Origin of the sequence: Pseudomonas sp. BIC9C (assembly GCF_034541995.1) — a bacterium.
GTDB lineage: Bacteria > Pseudomonadota > Gammaproteobacteria > Pseudomonadales > Pseudomonadaceae > Aquipseudomonas > Aquipseudomonas fluorescens_CC.
Genome location: NZ_JAWDGM010000001.1, coordinates 1432541 through 1452282, shown reverse-complemented (window position 1 = coordinate 1452282; position 19742 = coordinate 1432541). Strand labels below are relative to the sequence as shown.

The following is a 19742-nucleotide window of genomic DNA, read 5'->3' as shown; positions in this document are numbered from 1 at the left end:
TCAGCGAATAATCCGAGGTTGTTTAGATCAGCGGCTCATTCGCCTTCTTGTGCTTCCAGCTGTCATTGCCCGGCAGGATCAGATTCAAACCAATCGCCACCACCGCGCACAGCGCGATGCCCATGAGGCCGAAATCGTCCGGCCCGGTGCCGGTGCCGATCAGCACGCCGCCGATCCCGAATACCAGGGTCACCGAAACAATCACCAGATTGCGCGCCTCGCCCAGATCGATCTTGTGGCGAATCAGCGTGTTCATCCCCACCGCCGCAATCGAACCGAACAACAGGCAGAGAATCCCGCCCATTACCGGCACCGGAATGCTTTGCAGCAGTGCGCCGAACTTGCCGATAAACGCCAGGCTGATGGCGAAGATCGCCGCCCAGGTCATGATTTTCGGGTTGTAGTTCTTGGTCAGCATGACCGCGCCAGTCACTTCGGCGTAGGTGGTGTTGGGCGGACCGCCGAACAGGCCGGCCGCCGTGGTGGCAATGCCGTCGCCGAGCAGGGTGCGGTGCAGGCCGGGCTTCTTCAGGTAATCGCGACCGGTCACGCTACCCACGGCAATCACGCCGCCAATGTGCTCGATGGCCGGGGCCAGGGCCACCGGAACGATGAACAGAATCGCCTGCCAGTTGAATTCCGGCGCGGTGAAATTCGGGATGGCGAACCAAGGTGCCGCAGCAATCTTCGCGATATCGACCACGCCGAAGTAGAACGACATGCCGAAACCGACCAGCACGCCGGAGATGATCGGCACCAGGCGAAAGATGCCCTTGCCGAAAACCGCGACGATCAGCGTGGTCAGCAGCGCGGGCATCGAGATCATCATCGCCGTCTGGTAATGAATCAATTCACTGCCGTCGCCGGCCTTGCCCATGGCCATGTTGGCGGCAATCGGCGCCATGGCCAGGCCGATCGAAATGATCACCGGCCCGATCACCACCGGCGGCAGCAGGCGGTCAATGAAACCGGTACCTTTGATCTTCACCGCGAGGCCGAGGAAGGTGTAGACGAAACCCGCCGCCATCACGCCGCCCATGGTCGCGGCCAGGCCGAACTGGCCCTTGGCGAGAATGATCGGGGTAATGAAGGCAAAGCTCGATGCCAGGAACACCGGCACCTGACGCCCGGTGACGATCTGGAACAGGATCGTCCCCAGGCCGGCCGTGAACAGCGCTACGTTCGGGTCGAGACCGGTAATCAGCGGCATCAACACCAGGGCGCCAAAGGCCACGAACAGCATCTGCGCACCCGACAGCACCGTGCGCCAGAGCGGATCGTTGAACTCTTGCTGCATGGTCACGCGTCCTTCTGCTTGGTGCCGAAGATCTTGTCACCGGCATCGCCCAACCCAGGGATGATGTAGCCATGCTCGTTCAGTTTCTGATCGATGGAAGCGGTGTAGATGATCACGTCCGGGTGAGCTTTCTCGACCACGGCGATGCCTTCTGGCGCGGCGACCAGCACCATGGCGCGGATGTCCTTGCAGCCGGCTTTTTTCAGCAGGTCGATGGTGGCAACCATCGAGCCGCCGGTGGCGAGCATCGGGTCGATGATCATCGCCAGGCGTTCGTCGATTTCCGGTACCAGTTTTTCCAGGTAGGTGTGGGCTTCGAGGGTTTCTTCGTTGCGGGCCACGCCGACGGCGCTGACCTTGGCGCCCGGGATCAGGCTGAGCACGCCTTCGAGCATGCCGATGCCGGCACGCAGAATCGGTACCACGGTGATTTTCTTGCCGGCGATTTTCTCGACCGACACGGTGCCGCACCAGCCTTCGATATCGTAGGCTTCCAGCGGCAGGTCTTTGGTGGCTTCATAGGTCAGCAGGGCGCCGACTTCCTGAGCGAGCTCACGGAAATTCTTGGTGCTGATGTCTGCACGGCGCATAAGGCCAAGTTTATGACGGATCAGCGGGTGGCGGATCTCATGGATGGGCATGGGGAAAGGCTCCGGCGGCGGGCAAAAAAACCGGCCTAGATTAATCTATCCGAGGGTGTTGTCCTATAGACATACAGTACGTTAGTCCACAAACGCTTGATCTGGCCGTGCGGGATGCGTACCTTTGCCCGCTTTTCCTGACTTCCAACCCCCCCCTGGAGAGCGCCATGTCCGCTGATCTCGAGCATATCCGTCAAATCATGCGAGAGGCTGACTGCCTGTACACCGAAGCTGAAGTCGAGGCGGCCATCGCCCGCGTCGGTGCACAAATCAACGAACAAATGGCCGACAGCAACCCGGTGGTGTTCTGCGTGATGAACGGCGGGCTGATTTTCTCCGGCAAGCTGCTGACCTATCTGCAGTTCCCGCTGGAAGCGTCCTACCTGCACGCCACCCGCTATCGCAATGAAACCAGCGGCGGCGACCTGTTCTGGAAAGCCAAGCCGGAAGTATCCTTCATCGACCGTGACGTGCTGATCATCGACGACATCCTCGACGAAGGCCACACCCTGGGTGCGATCATCGACTTCTGCAAACACGCTGGCGCACGTAAAGTGCATACTGCCGTGCTGATCGACAAAGACCACGACCGCAAGGCTCGTCCGGACCTCAAGGCCGACTTCGTCGGTCTGCCATGCGTCGACCGCTACATCTTCGGTTACGGCATGGACTACAAGGGCTACTGGCGTAACGCCAATGGGATTTTCGCCGTTAAAGGAATGTAATACATGGATACGCCTCGCTTTCTGGATCAGACCTTGTTCGCCGAGCTGGCCGGGAAAGCCGCGGCGAATCCTCGTGGGCGCCAGCATCACAATTTCCACCAGATGGAAGACGCTTGCCATCGCATGGCAGTGGGCTTGCAGCCGTCCACGTACATCCCGCCTCACCGGCACTTGGGCGACAACAAGGCCGAAACCCTGTTGGTCCTCAAGGGCCGGCTGGGCGTGTTGATCTTTGATGAGACGGGTGCGGTGCTTAGCAAGACCGTGCTTCAGGCCGGTGGCGACTGTGTTGGCGTGGACCTGCCAACCGGTGTGTTCCACGGTTTGGTGGTGCTGGAGGCCGACAGCCTGATGTTCGAATGCAAGGCCGGTCCTTACCGTCCGGTCGGTGACGGTGAACTGGCGCATTGGGCACCGCGCGAAGGTGAGCCTGGTGTAGCCGAGTATCAGGCCTGGATGCGCGTGCAGTTCGATTGATGCGCTTTTTGTAGGAGCCTGTCATGAGCCTTTTGATTCGCTGCTGCGCCGCCCTGTTGCTGACCCTCAGTCTGCCTCTGGCTGCCGCACCAGCGCCCATGCACAGTCAATTTCTGCCGCCGGACGATCTCACTCTGCGCGATGCTGATCCCGAGCAGCAGCAACTGATGCAAGTCACCGATTATTCGGTGGTGGTCGGCGCTCAGCGTCAATCCAATCAACAGCCGATACCGGTCACTTCGCCTTTGATGATTCGCCTCAAGGGCAAGTCCCTGAACAAGGGCGCTACCATCAGTCAGGTGCTGGTCAACTTCGATGGCGAGAGCAAAAGCCTGAAGAAGCCGGTTTACGACGAGCCGAGCAAGACCTTGACCCTCTATTACCCGCTGGCGCAATACCGGGTGGTGATCGACTTGTTGCGCAATGACACGGTGTATTGCCAGTTTCTCAGCTACGCCAATGGGCATGTCTGGGCCGATCTGCACACCGGCAGCACTCGTGCGCGTTGAGCCCTGTGGCTGCGCAGGGGTAAACTGCCCGCCCGTGAAATGTCTGCGAGCTGGAGTCGGCAATGCGTAAAGATAAAAACAAGTGATTGGTGACGAGATCGGCGATGAGCAGATCAAGTTGTTCCTCGATTTCGAACCGGTCGACGCGACTTCTCCGTCCCTGCACAAACTGGTCAAGGCCTACCGTGGCCTGCGCATCGACGATTTCGAGCGCTTCCTGACGTTCTTCGTCGAAGCGGGTTATGACGTGAATGGCAAGGATGAGCACGGCAATGACTTCGTTGCCCTGATCAAGGATCAGCGCAACGCGGCGGATTACATCGAGCTGATCGAAAAAGCTCGCGGCTGAGCAAATACAGCTACAAAAAAACGCCCCGCTCTCAGTGAGAATGGGGCGTTTTTTATGCGGCCGAATGAATCAAGCGTAGCTTTCGGTCTCGCTGCTGGCTTCAACCAGTTCCAGGGCAACGTTGTTCTGCGCGTTGATCTTGCGATACAGCGCAGCGTCGGTTTCCAGAACCTTTTCCCGGGCTGGGAAAATTTCGGCCAGTTTGGTGGCCCATTCGCCTTTTGCTTTGCTCGGGAAGCATTTTTCGATCAGCTCGAGCATGATCGAAACGGTCACCGAGGCACCTGGAGAAGCGCCGAGCAGTGCCGCCAGGGAACCGTCCTTGGCCGCGACCAGTTCGGTACCGAATTGCAGGACGCCGCCTTTTTTCGGGTCTTTCTTGATGATCTGCACCCGTTGGCCGGCCACTTCCAGGCGCCAGTCTTCGGGTTTCGCCTGCGGGTAGAAGCGACGCAGGGAATCCAGGCGCTGCTCCATCGACTGCATCACTTCGCTGACCAGGTACTTGGTCAGGTCCATGTTGTTTTTCGCCACGGCGAGCATCGGGCCAATGTTGCCGGCGCGAACCGACATCGGCAGGTCCATGAAGGAACCGTGCTTGAGGAACTTGGTGGTGAAGCCGGCGTACGGTCCGAACAGCAGGGACTTCTTGCCATCGACCACACGGGTGTCAAGGTGCGGCACGGACATGGGTGGCGAACCCACTGCGGCCTGGCTGTAGACCTTGGCCTGGTGGTGCTTGACCACTTCCGGGTTGTCGCAACGCAGCCACTGGCCGCTGATCGGGAAGCCGCCGAAGCCTTTGCTTTCTTCGATGCCCGAGGCTTGCAGCAGCGGCAATGCCGCACCACCAGCGCCGAGGAAGACGAATTTGGCGTCGACTTCACGGGTATTGCCGCTGTTGACGTCCTTGATGCTGACGGTCCAGCCGCCGTTGCTGCGCTTGAGGCCAGTCACGCGCTTGCAGTACTTGACCTGGGCATCGGGTGCACTGGTCAGGTGCTTGAGCAGCTGGTTGGTCAAGGCGCCGAAGTTGACGTCGGTGCCATTGATCACGCGGGTCGCGGCGAGGGTTTCGCCAGGGTCGCGGCCAGGCATCATCAGCGGCATCCACTCGGCCATCTTGGCCTTGTCTTCGGTGTATTCCATGTCGGCGAAGGCGTGGTGCTTGCTCAGCACCTTGAAGCGTTCCTTGAGGAAGGACACGCCGCTGTCGCCCTGCACGAAACTCAGGTGTGGCACCGGGCTGATAAACGATTTGCACGAGCCGAACGTGCCTTTTCGGGTCAGGTACGACCAGAACTGCTTCGACACCTCGAACTGGGTGTTGATGTGCACGGCTTTCTTGATGTCGACGGCGCCATCGGCTGCCTGCGGCGTGTAGTTGAGCTCACACAGCCCGGCGTGACCGGTACCGGCGTTGTTCCATGGGTTGGAACTCTCCGCGGCACCGGAATCCATCAGCTCGACGACTTCCAGCTTGATCGCGGGGTCGAGCTCTTTGAGCAATACCGCCAGGGTGGCACTCATGATGCCGGCCCCAACCAGTACTACGTCGACTGCTTCGTTATGCGCCATTTAACGCGTCTCCAAAATCTGCAGCACCAAATTGTCGGCATGGCTGCCAGGCGTTCCGGGGCGTGTCAGTGTTGCCCCTGGTACCCATGGCAGTGTCGCCATGTCCGAATCTTCGCAATTTATCGCAACTTCGACGGACGCTACCTGCCGGGCCTATGAGCCATATGAACTCATTTCAGCGCGCGGGAGGCAATTCGACTTATGGTCGATACATCCGTTTGTGCAACCAAATCCGTAGCGGACAGGCTTCAGGCTCCGGTGTTCGAGGAATACTCGGTCCTGTGTCGTTGGGCTGTTGTAGACGCTAATGGTGCATGTTCAGACGCAAAACTATTCATTTGCTCGCCACACTCTTGTGAAGTTGTGAAAACCCGTTTTTTTCACGCTCTTTTGAAGACGTGAACCTCAAAAGGGCTGTCCCAGCCTGGCACCGTGCCCGGATGGATTGCCGCCATGGGATACAGGGCAGGCAAAACGGGCAAACAGCTCAGTGACCGAGCGTAATGACAGCTCTGCAGATTCGCGAAAAGTGGAGGTTTTGCTCAACGAAACAGCAAGCGCGCCAGCTTCACTCGATCTGTGTGGGCGGCTCTCTGTGGGCGGTGCGGGGTGTCAACGCAAGCGCATTGACGGTGCTGCGAGGCCCGATCAGGAGACGTCCTTATAATCGGGGGGAGATTGTATCTAAGAAACGCAGGGAATTGGTCGTGTTTAATGACTTTTATTAGGTGTTTGGTCAGGTCGTCATCAATTGCTGTGCTCGCGAGCGTGGCTGGTGCTGTTGCGAAACGACGTGGGCACCGGCCGGCAGCGGCTGATTCAGCCAGTTCAGGCGGATCTCTTCGATTTCAACCCAGCCATCGCCCATGGGCTGGAGGCTGCACTGCTTGAAGGCCTGGCAATGGCCATTGCTGTCGAGCAGGGCAAAGCAGCGGTGCAGTGGGCGTGGTGCGAACAACGAAACGAGGTATCGCATGGCAATTTACCTTGTGGGGTGGTTATTGTGAAAATAGCCCACTAGCCGTTACGTGCAAGTGTATGGGGGATGACAGATAGGTGACAAGAACCGCTTTCCCAAGGAGTTGTCAAAGATTTCATCAAACACTGTGAGGTGCTGGTTCCCCGCAGTGGCGCACCGCTATACTGCCGGCCTGTTTGTGCCTGATTCTGGAGAGAAGCGCATGTTGCAACGCCTGTTGTTCGGTTTGATCACTGTGACCAGTTTGACCCTGGTTGGCTGCGCCCACAGCCCGCAACAACTGAGCCCGGAACCCAAGCTGACTGCCCAGTTGGCCCCGGTGGGCCATGGCCAGCCCGTTGTGGTACGTGTAGTGGACGGTCGTCCGTCGCCGACACTGGGCACCCGTGGTGGCCTGTATCCGGAGACCAGCGCGATCACCGTGCAGGGCGCGCAGATCCTGCCGAAGCTGCAGGCCCAGGCTGAAGCCGCCGTGCGTCTGTTGGGCTTTACCCCGACGAACAACGCCATGAATGCACCGCAACTGACCGTGACCCTGGCAGAGTTGAAGTACCAGTCGCCCAAGGAAGGCCTGTACGTGACCGAAGCCACCATCGGCGCGACGTTCCGCTCCGATGTGCAGAACGCCAACCGTCGCTACAGCGGCCGTTATGGTTCGTCCCTGGACCAGCGCTTCGGTATGGCGCCGAACCAGGAAACCAACACCAAGCTGGTCAGCGATGTGTTGAGCGATGCGTTGACCCGCCTGTTCAAGGACCCGACCGTGGGCCAGATTCTCGGCGAGTAATGCGAGCCCACTGTAGGAGCGAACTTGCTCCGGGCGGCGTTCCGACGATGGTCGTTAACGATTACGCGGGAAATCTGATACCCCGCGGCGCCCTCAAGTCCATCGCGAGCAAGCTCGCTCCTACAGATCGGTATCAGGCCGCTTGCGAGTAAAAATCCAGCACACTCACACCCGTCAGCAAATCCGTTTCCGGCAAATCCGCATGTTGGTGTCCACCCAAGGCGCAATACACCAGCCAATGGCGGTCTTGAACGTTGAAAGCGAGGCTGCCGACGAGGGCTTGCTGTTCTTCGCTGGGGGTGATGAGGTAAAGACGATCCTGGTTTTCGGCGTGGAGCATGACGTGGTCCCTGTCGGTTTCGAGGCGCGCATGGTTGCCGATACAGATGACGATGCCGTGACTCAGGACAGCCATTGATCGATTGCTTCGTTATTTGTCGGAAACAGAGGGCAGGGGCGCGGGCTTTCGGTAGAATCCGCGCCGCGGTCGCCGGTCCGGCACCTGCCACCTGTTTTACTTGAGGTCTGTGATGTCGCTGCACTTGATGACGCTGTTTACCGCCCATCCCGCCAAATTGATCAATCTGCTGGCCTTGCTCTTTGCCTTCCCGGGCGGCTGGTTGCTGCACGCCACCCGTCGCCGCGAACTGCGCGCGATGGCCAGTTTGCAGGCGCAGCGCCAGAGTAGCGCCAGCGTAGAGCCCTCGCTGGACTGGGCGACCTTGCGCAGGAACCGGTTTTTCTACATTTTCGGTTTTGCCTGCATGGGGATGGCGCTGCTGGTGTCGTGGATCAGTACGCAGGTCTAAAGTCTTGACGCAGTACCTGTGGCGAGGGGGCTTGCCCCCGTTCGGCGGCGAAGCCGTCGTCACCTCGATAGGCACGCTGTGTCAGGGGGAAAACCTTCTTAGGTTTTAGGGCTGCTTCGCAGCCCAACGGGGGCAAGCCCCCTCGCCACAAGTCGGCGCCGTTTTTGCATCTGGCCGAAACCGCTTACAGCGGCAACCCTGCCTTCACCCGGTACTGATTGCGCACCGGCGTCGCATACTGCAGCACCAGGAATGGACGATGCTCTTCGGGGCAGGCGTCCAGGCGGCGTTGCCATTCTTCCTGGGCCTTGGCCAGTTCCTCGGCCGGGAACACTTGCGCAGCTTTGGGTACCTGCAGTTGCGGGTCCGCGTCTTTCCACTGCGCATAAGCCAGGTAATGCACCGGGAACAAGCGATAGCCGCTGAGGATTTGCTTGTCCATCTCGACCGCCAGTTGCTTGGTGTCTTCGAACAGGTCGGTGACCGGCGCGGCAAAGTTCACATGCACCCGGCCCTTGTAGCCGGTGATGCCCTTGGCAATGCTCACGTCATCCTCGCCCGGCACCTTGGCGTAGCTGCCAGTGGTGGCGCGGATGTAAAGCTCGCGGGCCTTGGCCTGATCGCACGGGTCGTATTCGTAGCTGATCGACACCGGGGTCAGGTTCAGCGACTGAATGACTTCACCGAACGGCTCGTCCTTGCGGCTCATGTGGAACATCTTGAGGATCGCTGATTCGGTGCGGTCGTCACCGTCCTTGGCACGCCCCTCTGCCTGGGCAATCCAGATCGAGGCGCAATCGTTGCGGATCGAATGGTTGATGTACGCCGACAGCAATTGATAGGCCGCCATTTTCTCCCGACGTCCGCTGATCGAGCGGTGAACGATGAAGCTCTTGTTCAGGCGCATCAGGTCGCTGACGAAAGGCTTTTGCAGCAGGTTGTCGCCAATGGCGATGCGCGGGGTCGGCAGACCGGCGTGGTACACGGCATAGTTGACGAAGGCCGGGTCCATCACGATATCGCGGTGGTTGGCGATAAACAGGTAGGCGCTGCCGGACTTGAATTGCTCCACCCCGGTATAGGTGACACCGTCGGTGGCACGCTCGATGGTATGGTCGACGTAATGCTCGACTTTGTCCTGTAACGTGGCCACGGAGGTCACGCCGGCAAACTCACGGCGCAGCCGATGGGCTATAAGAGGTTTGAGCGCCCAGCCTAAAGCGCCGGCGAAACGCGGGAAGCGGAAGTGGGTGAGGATATCTAGAAACGCCTTGTCGCCGAGCAGCCGTGCCAGCACTGCCGGGACTTCACTGTCGTCGTAAGGTCGGATGGCATCGAATTCGCCCATCATGCTCTCTTGTTAGAAACGGCTAGGGTAAGTAAAGGTTCTGATCGAAAACCGGCGGGGCACGGTCTGAAAAAGTAGCCAGACAAAAATAGCCCTGCAAATAGACCGGCGATTATACGCACAAGTCACCTGGGAGACCGCGATGCTGGAAAACGCGCTGTATGAATGTCCGTATTGTGGTGAGGAGGTAGAGACTACTCTGGATTTGTCCGGTGGCGATCAGACCTACATCGAGGACTGTCAGGTGTGCTGCCGGCCGATAACCTTCGTGTTGCAGGTTCATGGAGAAGAATGGCATCTCGAAGTGTTCAGTGAAAACGAGTGAGGAGCGTGTATGCAGCGCATCTACGATCCGGAAAACCTGATGGAAGGCGAGTTGCTGCAGGGCATGCTCGCCAGCGAGGGTATCGAGGCGCATCTGGTGGGGCGTGATTTGCTCGGGGGCAGCGGCGAGTTGCCGATCTATGGCCTGCTCGGGCTGTCGGTCGAGAACGACCAGGCCGAATACGCCCGCGAGCTGATCACCGCGTACAATGCCGCGCTGCCGCTGTCTGGCGATGAACCGGACAGCTTTCCCGGCACGCTGGTCTGTTAGGCTGGTGTTCGTTTGATCAAGAGCCGTGTTGCCCCATGTGTGGACGTTATGCCCTGTTTCGCTGGAATCCCGCCTTCGCGGCGCTGCCCGGTTTTCCCGCCGACCAGCAGGCGCAGTGGAACATTTCCCCCAATGATTCGGTGCTGATGCTGCGGGCCGGGCCTGGCGGCCAGCGCACGCTGGCCCGCGCCCGCTGGGGCCTGACGCCGCCCTGGCTGACCGATCTGTCCCGTACTCCGGCCCACGCCCGTGCTGAAACCGTTGCCGAACAACCGATGTTCCGCGAAGCCCTGCGCTTGCGCCGCTGCCTGTTACCGGCCAATGGTTTTTACGAATGGCGCGGTACCACGCGTAAACGACCGTACTGGCTGACGCCGGGGGAGGGCTCGTCATTGTTCTTTGCGGCGATCTGGGAGGCGTATCCGGTACAGGAGCAGGTGTGGTTGAGCACGGCGGTGATCACGCAACCGGCGGCGAGCCAGCGGCGGCCATTGATTCTTGATGAGGCTGGACAGGCCGCTTGGCTGGATCCGGATACGCCGCTGCATGCCTTGCAAGCATTGCTGGCCAGCGAGCCCGCCGCGTTGCGCGAGCGAGTGCTGGCGAACATGGTGAATGATCCGAAGCTCAATGGGCCGGAGTGCCTGACCCCGGGTTGATGTGTTGGGTGTGCTGACGCCTTCGCTGGCAAGCCAGCTCCTACAGGGGATTTGTGAACACCGCAGATCCCTTGTAGGAGCTGGCTTGCCAGCGATGGGGCCTCCGGATCAGACCCTGAACTGATTGATCAACCGCCGCTGCTGCTCGGCCAGTTTGGTCAAATCCGCACTGGCTGCACTCGACTCATCCGCGCCGCCCGCCACTTCATTGGCCACTTGCCCGATGTTGATTACATTGCGGTTGATGTCGTCCGCTACCGCGCTTTGCTCCTCGGCCGCGCTGGCAATCTGGGTGTTCATGTCGTTGATCACCGACACTGCCTGAGTGATGGTTTCCAGTGCTTCGGCGGCCTTGGAGGCGTGCAGTACGCTTTCGTCCGTGCGGTTCTGGCTGTCTTCCATGACTCGCACCACATCCCGCGTGCCTTGCTGGAGTTGCTGGATCATGGTCTGGATTTCTTCGGTGGCCTTTTGTGTCTTCTGCGCCAGGTTACGCACCTCGTCGGCCACCACGGCAAAACCTCGGCCCTGTTCTCCGGCACGGGCGGCTTCGATGGCTGCGTTCAGGGCCAGCAGGTTGGTCTGCTCGGCGATCCCGCGAATGGCGGTGAGGATGGCATTGATGTTTTCGCTGTCCTTGGCCAGGGTTTGCACCACGCCGACGGCCCGACCGATCTCCACGGCGAGGGCGCCAATCGAGTCCGACGTGTCACGCACGATCTGCATGCCCAGGCTGGCGGCCTGATCAGCATGGCTGGCGGCCTGTGCGGCCTGGGTCGCATTGCGCGCGACGTCCTGGGCGGTGGCGGTCATTTCCTGCACGGCGGTGGCCACTTGATCGATCTCGGCCATTTGTTTGTGGACACCGGTGTTGGTGCGGATGGCGATGTCGGCGGTGTGTTCCGACGAATCGCTCACGCTCTGCACCGAAGTCACCACCTGGGTGATCATCGCCTGCAACTTGGCCAGGAAGGTGTTGAAGCCTTTGGCGATCGAGCCCAGTTCATCGGCGCGGTCGCTGGTCAGGCGCCGGGTCAGGTCACCTTCGCCCTGGGCGATATCGTCGAGCATGGCCACCATCTGTTTGAGTGGGCGGGCGATGCCGTGGCCTACCAGCCAGATCACCAGCAAGCCGATACCGGCGATCACCAGACCGACCATCGCCATGCCGAAGGTGTCGGATTTACGCTGTGCGTTCAGGTCGGCCTGGAGTTTTTGCAGGTCTGCCATGACTGCGTTCAGGGGCAGTTGCAGCATCAAGGTCCAGCGGGCGTCGGTCTGGCCGATGCCGAACGGCAGGTACAGCTCGATCCGGCCCTGGGCCTTGTCGACGGTGTAGGTGACTTCGCCGCGCTTGAGATTGGCCAGGTTGGCAATCTGCTTGCTGTCGAGGATGTCACTGACTTTTTCGCCGAATTTGCTCGGATCCTTGGTATAGGCAACGATCCGGCCATTGCCGCCAACCAGGGCCATTTCACCTGCACCGCCGTAGAGTTTCTGGTTGGCGCCCAGGAGCATTTCCTGAATGAAGTTCACCGACAGGTCGGCACCGACGATGCCCTGGAAGGCACCGTTGAGCATGATCGGCTCAATAAAGGAGGCGAGCATGACGATTTTGTCGCCCACCTTGTAAGGCGCCGGATCGATCACGCAGGATTTTCCGGTTTCTTTCGAGCACAGGTAGTACTCGCTGGCGCGCACGCCGGTGGACAGGGTTTTCTGGTCATCGACGTCCACCAGTTTGTCCAGCCCCAGGGTGCCGTCGTCGTTGCGGAACCACCAGGGCAGGAAGCGCCCGTTGCTGGCGTCGATGCCGACCACCTGGGTGCCGACGTAGGCCGCATCGTTGTGATCCAGTGCGTCTTTTTCCCAACCGATGTAGGTGCCGAGGATTTTCGGGTTCTTGACCACATTTTCCTTGATCAGGCCGATCAGTTGCTCGCGGCTGAGGCTCAGGGCGGGCCTGCCATCGGCACCCGGTGTACCGATCAGGGCATTGACCCGCACCAGTCCGCCGGCGATCAGCAGCGGTGCTTCGAGTTCACGCTGGATCTGGCTGACCTGGGTTTGCGCCAGTGATGTCAGGCGTTGTTCGATGACTTGCTCGAATTGGGCTTGGGTCCGCTCCTGGACCATGTCTTGCGTGCGGGCGCCGGAAAACAGCGCGTACACCACCAGCGCTGCCACGACACTGAGGACGATGGCGCCGGCAAGGGCCGCCACGGAAAACTGGATCGACTTGAATTTCATGGGGGCTCCGCACGCGAAAGGACGTCTGCGGAGGTGTATCGGCAGGGTATCGGGCGAGCATGAGCGCGGGCCGTTGAAATGGCTGTTTTTGCGTGCCGGATGTCGCAAATGAATCAATGCGCGGCGCGATGGGCTGCGGCTCACCGCGGAATGTGAATTTTTTCCTGCACCGATGAGAGCTTTGTCCGAATTGTGCGTCTCATATCTGTATGTATCTGGCGTCGATACAATTCCACGCCTAGGATACTCGCATGTTTTCAGGGAGTTATTCGATGAACAAGACATTGGCTATATGTACGCTGAGCGCAGGCCTGCTGCTCGCCGGTTGCCAGTCGGTCAATACCACCAGCGGCGGCGCTGTCGGCGTTGAGCGCAAGCAGTACATGTTCAGCATGTTGTCCTCGCAAGAGGTCGACCAGATGTACGCCCAGTCCTATACAAAGACTGTGGGTGAGGCGAGCAGCAAAGGCGTGCTGGACAAGACCAGCAACGATGCCAGGCGTGTTCAGGCCATTGCCGACCGGCTGATCGCCCAGGCACCGAATTTCCGTCCGGATGCGGCGCAGTGGAAATGGGAAGTGAACCTGATCAAGAGTGACGAGCTCAATGCCAACTGTGGGCCCGGCGGCAAGATCTTTGTCTACACCGGGCTGATCGACAGTCTTCAACTCACTGACGATGAACTCGCCGCGGTCATGGGCCATGAAATCGCCCACGCCCTTCGCGAGCACGGTCGTGAGGCGATGTCCAAGGCGTACGGTATCGAAATGGCCAAGCAGGGCGCCGGTGCGTTGCTCGGGTTGGGCCAGGACAGCCTGGCCCTGGCGGACGCTGTAGCCAACTACGGCATGACCTTGCCCAACAGCCGTGCCAATGAAAACGAGGCGGACCTGATCGGCCTGGAATTGGCCGCCCGTGCCGGCTACAACCCGAACGCCGCGATCACCCTGTGGGACAAGATGAGCAAGGCCAGCGAAGGTGCTCCGCCGGAGTTCCTCAGCACGCACCCCTCTTCCAGCAGCCGGACTGCTGCGTTGCAGGCAGCGATTCCGAAGGTCATGCCGCTGTACGAGCGGGCCAAGAAATAGTCATGTGGTGTGACCGCTGACGCTTTCGTCGGATCACTGCCCGGACCAGGCTCGCTCCCACATTGGAATACGACACTTGTGGGAGCGAGCCAGCTCGCGAAGAACGACAACGCGATCTAACGACTTACCGCTTCAAACCCACCCACTGCTCTGCATCGCCTTGTACACCGCCACAATCGCCAGGATGAAGAACGCCGACGCCGCCAGTCGACGGATCAGGGTCAATGGCAGCTTGTCTGCGGCAAAGTTACCCGCCAGAACCACCGGTACGTTGGCAATCAGCATGCCGGCCGTGGTGCCGATGATCACCAGCCACAACTCCGGATATTGCGCAGCCAGCATCACGGTTGCGATTTGCGTCTTGTCGCCGATTTCCGCGAGGAAGAACGCGATCAGCGTGGTCAGGAATGGCCCGAACTTGCGGGCGGTGCTGGCTTCGTCGTCATCCATCTTGTCCGGCACCAGGGTCCACAGTGCGGTCGCGGCGAAGCTCGCGGCGAGGATCCAGTGCAGCATCGTATCCGAGAAGAAACTGCCGACCCAGGCGCCGACTGCGCCGGCGGCCGCGTGGTTGGCCAGGGTCGCAGCGACGATGCCGGCGATGATCGGCCAGGGCTTGCGGAAGCGGGCAGCGAGAATGAGCGCGAGCAGTTGCGTCTTGTCGCCGATTTCGGCCAAGGCAACGATTGCGGTAGGTACGAGTAGTGAATCCAGCATCAGGGGTTTTCCTAAGGGGCGGGTCGACACGGCTATGACACGTACAGCCTTCCCGCCCCGGGTAAGGTGTTCGTGTCATAGGTCTTGTCAAACCCTGCGATCCATCTGATGTGGATGCTTGGGTCGCATACGCCATGGTCTGAGGACCAAGTATGTTGACGCATGCCGGACGAGCGTGGCGCTCGTGGGAGACTACTCCCCTAGGACGGAGCGGATTCTGCCTAGGCAAAATCCATTCGGCAAGCCTTCTTTTTCAAAAAAGCCTTAGCCGCGTTTGGCCCGGTAGATGCGAAAACCCTGGCCTTCGGCCTTGATCGTGCATGGGCCCAGATGCTCTTCGATCAGTGGCTGGTATTTCAGGAAGCTGTTCGCCACCAAGCGCAGTTCGCCGCCATTTTTCAGATGTTTGGCCGATTTTCGCAGCAAGTTTTCCGTTGCGAAGTAGTCGGTGTGCACGCCGACATGGAATGGCGGATTGCTCAGGATCGCACTCAAACCCATCGGTGCCGCATCGATTCCGTCACCGGTAATCACCTCGGCTTCCAGACCATTGGCCGCCAGTGTCAGGCGACTACTGGCGGCGGCAAAGGCGTCCACGTCCAGCATCGTGACCTGATTGTGCGGGTAGCGACGTTTCACCGCCGCGCCCAAGACCCCTGCGCCGCAACCGAAATCGAGCAAGTGACCGCCGGGCAGTTTATCCAGGTGCTCCAGCAGCAGCGCGCTGCCGCGATCGAGGCGACCGTGGCTGAACACACCCGGCAGGCTGATGACCTTCAACGGGCCTTCGGCCAGCGGCAGTTCGTAGGTCTGCGCCAGGCTTTCCAGCGGTTTGGCTTGTGGCGCATTGGCCACGGTGACTTGCCAGAGCTGGCAATGCCGCGCGCTATCGAGCTTGCGCGGCTTGCCGAACGGGTTGAGTTGTTTGGCGGCACCTTCGATACCGCTTTTTTTCTCGCCCACCAGATACACCTCGCGGCCTTCCAGCCGCGAGGCTACAGCGTTGAGGATGTAATCGGTCAGGTCCCTGGCCTTGGGCAAAAACACCAAGGCGCTATCGAACCCGCGTTCAGGCGCATTCACGCCAAAATGGCTGCGCCCGGCAAAGCGGGCTTCAAGTGCGGCCTGATCGCCGGCGTGCCAGCACCAGCCCTGAGCCTCGGGCAGACGGCCCAGCAAGTCGTCGGCGGGCAAGCCGGCCAACAGCACCGAGCCCTGGAATAACTCGGCCTGACGAAGCAGTACTTCACTGCGCGGATCCATAACTGCTCCCTTGAAAAAAGTGCCGCAGTTTATCAACTGACGACCCGCAGCGCCTTACCGCTGAAGTATCCCAGTGCGTTTTCGGTCACTTGGCCAACGATTCGCTGGCGCGCTTCGCGGCTGCCCCAGGCGTTGTGCGGGGTGACGATCAGGCGCGGGATGTCGTGGGCCAGCAGCGGATTGCCATTGATGGGAGGTTCGACACTCAGTACGTCAGTGGCGGCGCCGCCCAGATGCCCATTGCGCAAAGCGTCGGCCAGCGCCTGTTCGTCGATCAGGCCACCGCGGGCCGTGTTGATCACGAATGCGCCGGGTTTCATTGATGCCAGTTCACGGGCGCCGATGAAATGCCGGGTGTGTTCGTTGAGCGGGCAATGCAGGGTCAGGGCATCGACTTGCGGTAACAGTTCATTCAGTGGCAGGCGGTCCGGCCGGGCAGGGCGCCCGGGAATTTGCCCCAGCAGAACGCGCATGCCGAAGGCTTCAGCCAGCCGCGCAACGGCGCCGCCCAATTCGCCATGGCCCAGCAGGCCAAGGGTTTTGCCTTCGAGTTCGACAATCGGGTAATCCAGTAAACAGAACTGTTTGGCCTGCTGCCAGCGACCTTCGCCGACGGCTTTTTGATAATCGGCCAGGCGCGTGGCCAGGTTGAGCAGCAGCATGATCGTGTGCTGCGCCACCGATGGCGTGCCGTAACCCTGGCAGTTGCACACGGTAATCCCGTGGGCGCGGGCGGCGGCGAGGTCGACGTTGTTGGTGCCGGTGGCGGTGATCAGGATCAGCTTGAGATCAGGGCTGGCGGCCATGGCGGCGGCATCGATCAGGATCTTGTTACTGATGGCGACGGTAGCGCCCTTGAGGTGTTCGATGACTTGATCGGGCAAGGTCTGGGTGAACAGCTGCAGTTCGCTGAAACAACTGCGCAGCGGGTTGAGGTCAAGGTCGCCGAGGTCCAGGGACGGGTGGTCGAGGAAAACGGCGCGGCGAGTGTTCGTCATCAACTGTACCTTTTGTGCAATGAACTGAAGGCGTAACCTGCCGAGCCTACCAGATGAAAAAAATAGTTACGCTTGGCCTAAAGGAGCCCCCATGTACTGGACAGAGTTCTTGACCGTTGCCCTGATTCACCTGCTGGCCGTGGCCAGCCCCGGCCCGGACTTTGCCGTGGTGGTGCGTGAGAGTGTTACCCACGGTCGCCGCGCGGGCACCTGGACCGCGCTGGGCGTGGGTACTGCGATTTTCCTGCACGTGGGTTATTCCCTGTTGGGTATCGGCCTGATCGTGTCCCAGTCGATCGTGCTGTTCAATGCCTTGAAATGGGCCGCCGCCGCTTACTTGCTGTATATCGGTTACAAGGCACTGCGCGCGCAACCGGCCAGGCCAGTGACGGACGATCTGCACAAGGAAGCCGGGGAGCGCACGGCCCGTGGTGCCTTCACCTCAGGCTTCGTCACCAACGGTCTCAACCCGAAAGCCACGCTGTTCTTCCTCTCGCTGTTCACCGTGGTGATCAACCCGCACACACCACTGGCCGTGCAGGCCGGTTACGGGGTTTACCTGGCGGCGGCGACAGCGACCTGGTTCTGCCTGGTGGCGATGTTGTTCAGCCAGCAACGCGTACGCGCCGGTTTCGCACGCATGGGGCACTGGTTCGACCGGACCATGGGCGCGGTGCTGATTGCGATTGGCGTGAAGCTCGCCTTTACCGAGATGCACTGATCAAACGTGATTCCCTGTAGGAGCTGCCGCAGGCTGCGATCTTTTGAGCTTTGACATGAAGAACGAGATCAAAAGATCGCAGCCTTTGGCAGCTCCTACGATGGGTCGACCTCGAATGCGCAATAAATGATCAATGCTGGCGCAACGCTAGCATTTGTGGGGCCCTGCAAATCATTCCTTTGGCTGATTTGGCTGACGATCAAGGGCACTACAGTGCGTACTTTCAGTCACGTCCGTGCAGTCAGAAAAAGGGATTCTTATGTTGCAGACTCGCGTTATCCCCCCGGCCGAAGGTGCTTACCAGTATCCGCTGCTGATCAAGCGGCTACTGATGTCCGGTGCCCGTTATGAGAAAACCCGCGAGATCATCTACCGCGACAAGTTGCGCTACAGCTACCCGACCCTGATCGAGCGGGTCGCCCGTCTGGCCAACGTGCTGACCGCGGCCGGGGTCAAGCCTGGGGATGCCGTGGGTGTGATGGACTGGGACAGCCATCGTTACCTGGAATGCATGTTCGCCATCCCGATGATCGGTGCGGTGATCCACACCATCAACGTGCGCCTGTCGCCGGAACAGATCCTCTACACCATGAACCACGCCGAGGACCGCTTTGTGCTGGTCAACAGCGAGTTCGTCGGCCTCTACAAGGCCATCGAAGGGCATCTGACCACAGTCGACAAAACCCTGCTGCTGACTGACCTGCCGGAAAAAACCGCTGACTTGCCGAACCTCGTCGGCGAATACGAACAGCTGCTGGCCGCGGCGAGCCCGCAGTACGACTTCGAGGATTTCGACGAAAACTCGGTCGCTACCACGTTCTATACCACCGGCACGACCGGCAATCCCAAGGGCGTGTACTTCACCCATCGGCAACTGGTGCTGCACACCATGGGCGTGTCGACCATCATGGGTGCGATCGATAGCGTGCGCCTGTTGGGCACCAACGACGTGTACATGCCGATCACCCCCATGTTCCATGTGCACGCCTGGGGCTTGCCGTATGTGGCGACCATGCTCGGCCTCAAGCAGGTGTACCCCGGTCGCTATGACCCGGAGTATCTGGTGGAGTTGTGGCGCAAGGAGAAGGTCACGTTCTCCCATTGCGTACCGACCATCTTGCAGATGGTCATCAATGCCAAGGCCGCGCAGAACGTCGACTTCGGCGGCTGGAAAATCGTCATCGGCGGCAGCGCCCTGAACCGCACGCTGTACGAGGCGGCCAAGGCCAAAGGCATTCAGCTGACCGCTGCGTACGGCATGTCGGAAACCGGGCCGCTGGTGTCGTGTGCGCACCTCAACGACGAATTGATGGCCGGCACTGAAGACGAACGCACTACCTACCGAATCAAGGCCGGCGTACCGGGGCCACTGGTGGAGGCGGCAATCGTCGACACCGAGGGTAACTTCCTGCCCGCCGACGGCGAGACCCAGGGCGAGCTGGTGTTACGCGCACCGTGGCTAACCGAGGGGTATTTCAACGAGCCGCAGAAGGGCGCCGAACTCTGGGCCGGCGGCTGGCTGCACACCGGCGACGTGGCGACCCTGGACAGCATGGGCGTGATCGACATTCGTGACCGCATCAAGGACGTGATCAAGACCGGTGGCGAGTGGATTTCCTCCCTGGACCTCGAAGACCTGATCAGCCGCCATGCGGCGGTACGCGAAGTAGCAGTGGTGGGGATCCCTGATCCGCAATGGGGCGAGCGGCCGTTTGCCCTGCTGGTGCTCCGCGAGGGTCACACAATCGGGGCTCGGGAACTCAAGGAACACCTCAAGCCGTTTGTGGAGCTGGGGCACTTGAGCAAGTGGGCGATTCCGAGCCAGATCGCCCTTGTTACTGAAATTCCCAAGACCAGTGTCGGCAAACTCGACAAGAAGCGCATTCGTGTCGACATCACCGAATGGCAGGCCACCAACAGCACCTTCCTCTCGACGCTTTAAGCGCCTCTCG

General features: G+C 60.2%; 21 protein-coding genes, 2 pseudogenes and 1 riboswitch. Of the genes and pseudogenes, 12 read left to right on the top strand and 11 right to left on the bottom strand.

Annotated features, from left to right (window positions below; genetic code table 11):
- Positions 1–22 precede the first annotated feature (22 nt).
- Both RS887_RS06755 and upp read right to left on the bottom strand, forming a co-directional pair.
- Entirely contained in the window at positions 23–1297 is a 1275-nt protein-coding gene (locus RS887_RS06755) for a uracil-xanthine permease family protein (RefSeq protein WP_322614823.1), read from the bottom strand.
- A gap of 2 nt (positions 1298–1299) precedes the next feature.
- Positions 1300–1938: a uracil phosphoribosyltransferase gene (gene upp, locus RS887_RS06750; RefSeq protein WP_008016648.1), complete on the bottom strand. Its 639-nt coding sequence runs from the start codon at positions 1936–1938 to the stop codon at positions 1300–1302.
- 167 nt (positions 1939–2105) lie between these two features.
- Between upp and RS887_RS06745 the strand changes: the two genes are divergently transcribed.
- The 4 genes and pseudogenes from RS887_RS06745 to RS887_RS06730 all read left to right on the top strand — a co-directional run bounded on the left by RS887_RS06745 (position 2106) and on the right by RS887_RS06730 (position 3998).
- Complete coding sequence (locus RS887_RS06745) at positions 2106–2663, top strand: hypoxanthine-guanine phosphoribosyltransferase (RefSeq protein ID WP_008016649.1); 558 nt, start codon at positions 2106–2108, stop codon at positions 2661–2663.
- Between the two features lie 3 nt (positions 2664–2666).
- Positions 2667–3140 (top strand): WbuC family cupin fold metalloprotein, encoded by a 474-nt coding sequence (locus RS887_RS06740; protein WP_322614822.1) that lies wholly within the window; start codon positions 2667–2669, stop codon positions 3138–3140.
- Between the two features lie 23 nt (positions 3141–3163).
- Positions 3164–3649, top strand: coding sequence for a hypothetical protein (locus tag RS887_RS06735; protein WP_322614821.1), 486 nt, complete (start codon positions 3164–3166; stop codon positions 3647–3649).
- Positions 3650–3711: 62 nt separating this feature from the next.
- Positions 3712–3998, top strand: a pseudogene (locus tag RS887_RS06730) (PA4642 family protein).
- Positions 3999–4067: 69 nt separating this feature from the next.
- Here the strand turns inward: RS887_RS06730 and mqo are convergent.
- Entirely contained in the window at positions 4068–5576 is a 1509-nt protein-coding gene (gene mqo / locus RS887_RS06725) for a malate dehydrogenase (quinone) (protein WP_322614820.1), read from the bottom strand.
- Positions 5577–6312: 736 nt separating this feature from the next.
- Complete coding sequence (locus RS887_RS06720; RefSeq protein WP_322614819.1) at positions 6313–6552, bottom strand: hypothetical protein; 240 nt, start codon at positions 6550–6552, stop codon at positions 6313–6315.
- Between the two features lie 205 nt (positions 6553–6757).
- Here RS887_RS06720 and RS887_RS06715 point away from each other — a divergent pair, with 205 nt between their 5' ends.
- The gene (locus RS887_RS06715; RefSeq protein ID WP_008016656.1) at positions 6758–7342 is read left to right on the top strand and encodes a YajG family lipoprotein; all 585 of its coding nucleotides are present in this window, start codon (positions 6758–6760) and stop codon (positions 7340–7342) included.
- A 133-nt stretch (positions 7343–7475) separates the two neighbouring features.
- On the opposite strand, the gene RS887_RS06710 is transcribed toward RS887_RS06715, so the two are convergent.
- Positions 7476–7682 carry a hypothetical protein gene (locus tag RS887_RS06710; RefSeq protein WP_085724026.1) on the bottom strand — a complete coding sequence of 69 codons (207 nt, stop codon included), beginning with the start codon at positions 7680–7682 and terminating at the stop codon, positions 7476–7478.
- A 190-nt stretch (positions 7683–7872) separates the two neighbouring features.
- On the opposite strand from RS887_RS06710, the gene RS887_RS06705 reads away from it, so the two are divergent.
- Positions 7873–8151 (top strand): hypothetical protein, encoded by a 279-nt coding sequence (locus RS887_RS06705; protein ID WP_322614818.1) that lies wholly within the window; start codon positions 7873–7875, stop codon positions 8149–8151.
- A gap of 184 nt (positions 8152–8335) precedes the next feature.
- Here RS887_RS06705 and RS887_RS06700 read toward each other — a convergent pair whose 3' ends face one another.
- Positions 8336–9502 (bottom strand): 1-acyl-sn-glycerol-3-phosphate acyltransferase, encoded by a 1167-nt coding sequence (locus tag RS887_RS06700; RefSeq protein ID WP_322614817.1) that lies wholly within the window; start codon positions 9500–9502, stop codon positions 8336–8338.
- Positions 9503–9641: 139 nt separating this feature from the next.
- Here RS887_RS06700 and RS887_RS06695 point away from each other — a divergent pair, with 139 nt between their 5' ends.
- Genes RS887_RS06695 through RS887_RS06685 form a run of 3 tightly spaced genes read left to right on the top strand, consistent with a single transcriptional unit; the run spans position 9642 to position 10753 of the window.
- Complete coding sequence (locus RS887_RS06695) at positions 9642–9824, top strand: CPXCG motif-containing cysteine-rich protein (RefSeq protein WP_085715945.1); 183 nt, start codon at positions 9642–9644, stop codon at positions 9822–9824.
- 9 nt (positions 9825–9833) lie between these two features.
- On the top strand, positions 9834–10094 hold the full coding sequence (locus tag RS887_RS06690) for a putative signal transducing protein (RefSeq protein WP_007979315.1): 261 nt from the start codon (positions 9834–9836) through the stop codon (positions 10092–10094).
- Positions 10095–10129: 35 nt separating this feature from the next.
- Positions 10130–10753 carry an SOS response-associated peptidase gene (locus RS887_RS06685; protein ID WP_322614816.1) on the top strand — a complete coding sequence of 208 codons (624 nt, stop codon included), beginning with the start codon at positions 10130–10132 and terminating at the stop codon, positions 10751–10753.
- A 108-nt stretch (positions 10754–10861) separates the two neighbouring features.
- Here RS887_RS06685 and RS887_RS30515 read toward each other — a convergent pair whose 3' ends face one another.
- Entirely contained in the window at positions 10862–11605 is a 744-nt protein-coding gene (locus RS887_RS30515; protein ID WP_416339950.1) for a methyl-accepting chemotaxis protein, read from the bottom strand.
- Between the two features lie 111 nt (positions 11606–11716).
- Positions 11717–11914 (bottom strand): annotated as a pseudogene (locus tag RS887_RS30510) (HAMP domain-containing protein); the annotation flags it as partial.
- Between the two features lie 1361 nt (positions 11915–13275).
- Between RS887_RS30510 and RS887_RS06675 the strand changes: the two are divergent.
- Positions 13276–14091: a M48 family metallopeptidase gene (locus tag RS887_RS06675; RefSeq protein WP_322614814.1), complete on the top strand. Its 816-nt coding sequence runs from the start codon at positions 13276–13278 to the stop codon at positions 14089–14091.
- 132 nt (positions 14092–14223) lie between these two features.
- Here the strand turns inward: RS887_RS06675 and RS887_RS06670 are convergent, their stop codons facing one another.
- The 3 genes from RS887_RS06670 to RS887_RS06660 all read right to left on the bottom strand — a co-directional run bounded on the left by RS887_RS06670 (position 14224) and on the right by RS887_RS06660 (position 17069).
- Positions 14224–14808, bottom strand: a complete 585-nt coding sequence (locus tag RS887_RS06670; protein WP_007972537.1) for a TMEM165/GDT1 family protein — start codon at positions 14806–14808, stop codon at positions 14224–14226.
- Between the two features lie 90 nt (positions 14809–14898).
- Positions 14899–15021: riboswitch (yybP-ykoY riboswitch) on the bottom strand.
- Between the two features lie 51 nt (positions 15022–15072).
- Entirely contained in the window at positions 15073–16071 is a 999-nt protein-coding gene (locus RS887_RS06665) for a class I SAM-dependent methyltransferase (protein WP_322614813.1), read from the bottom strand.
- Positions 16072–16103: 32 nt separating this feature from the next.
- Positions 16104–17069, bottom strand: a complete 966-nt coding sequence (locus RS887_RS06660; protein WP_322614812.1) for a 2-hydroxyacid dehydrogenase — start codon at positions 17067–17069, stop codon at positions 16104–16106.
- A gap of 91 nt (positions 17070–17160) precedes the next feature.
- Here RS887_RS06660 and RS887_RS06655 point away from each other — a divergent pair, with 91 nt between their 5' ends.
- Both RS887_RS06655 and RS887_RS06650 read left to right on the top strand, forming a co-directional pair.
- Positions 17161–17790, top strand: coding sequence for a LysE family translocator (locus tag RS887_RS06655; RefSeq protein ID WP_322614811.1), 630 nt, complete (start codon positions 17161–17163; stop codon positions 17788–17790).
- Positions 17791–18049: 259 nt separating this feature from the next.
- Entirely contained in the window at positions 18050–19732 is a 1683-nt protein-coding gene (locus RS887_RS06650; protein WP_322614810.1) for a fatty acid--CoA ligase, read from the top strand.
- Positions 19733–19742: the final 10 nt, after the last annotated feature.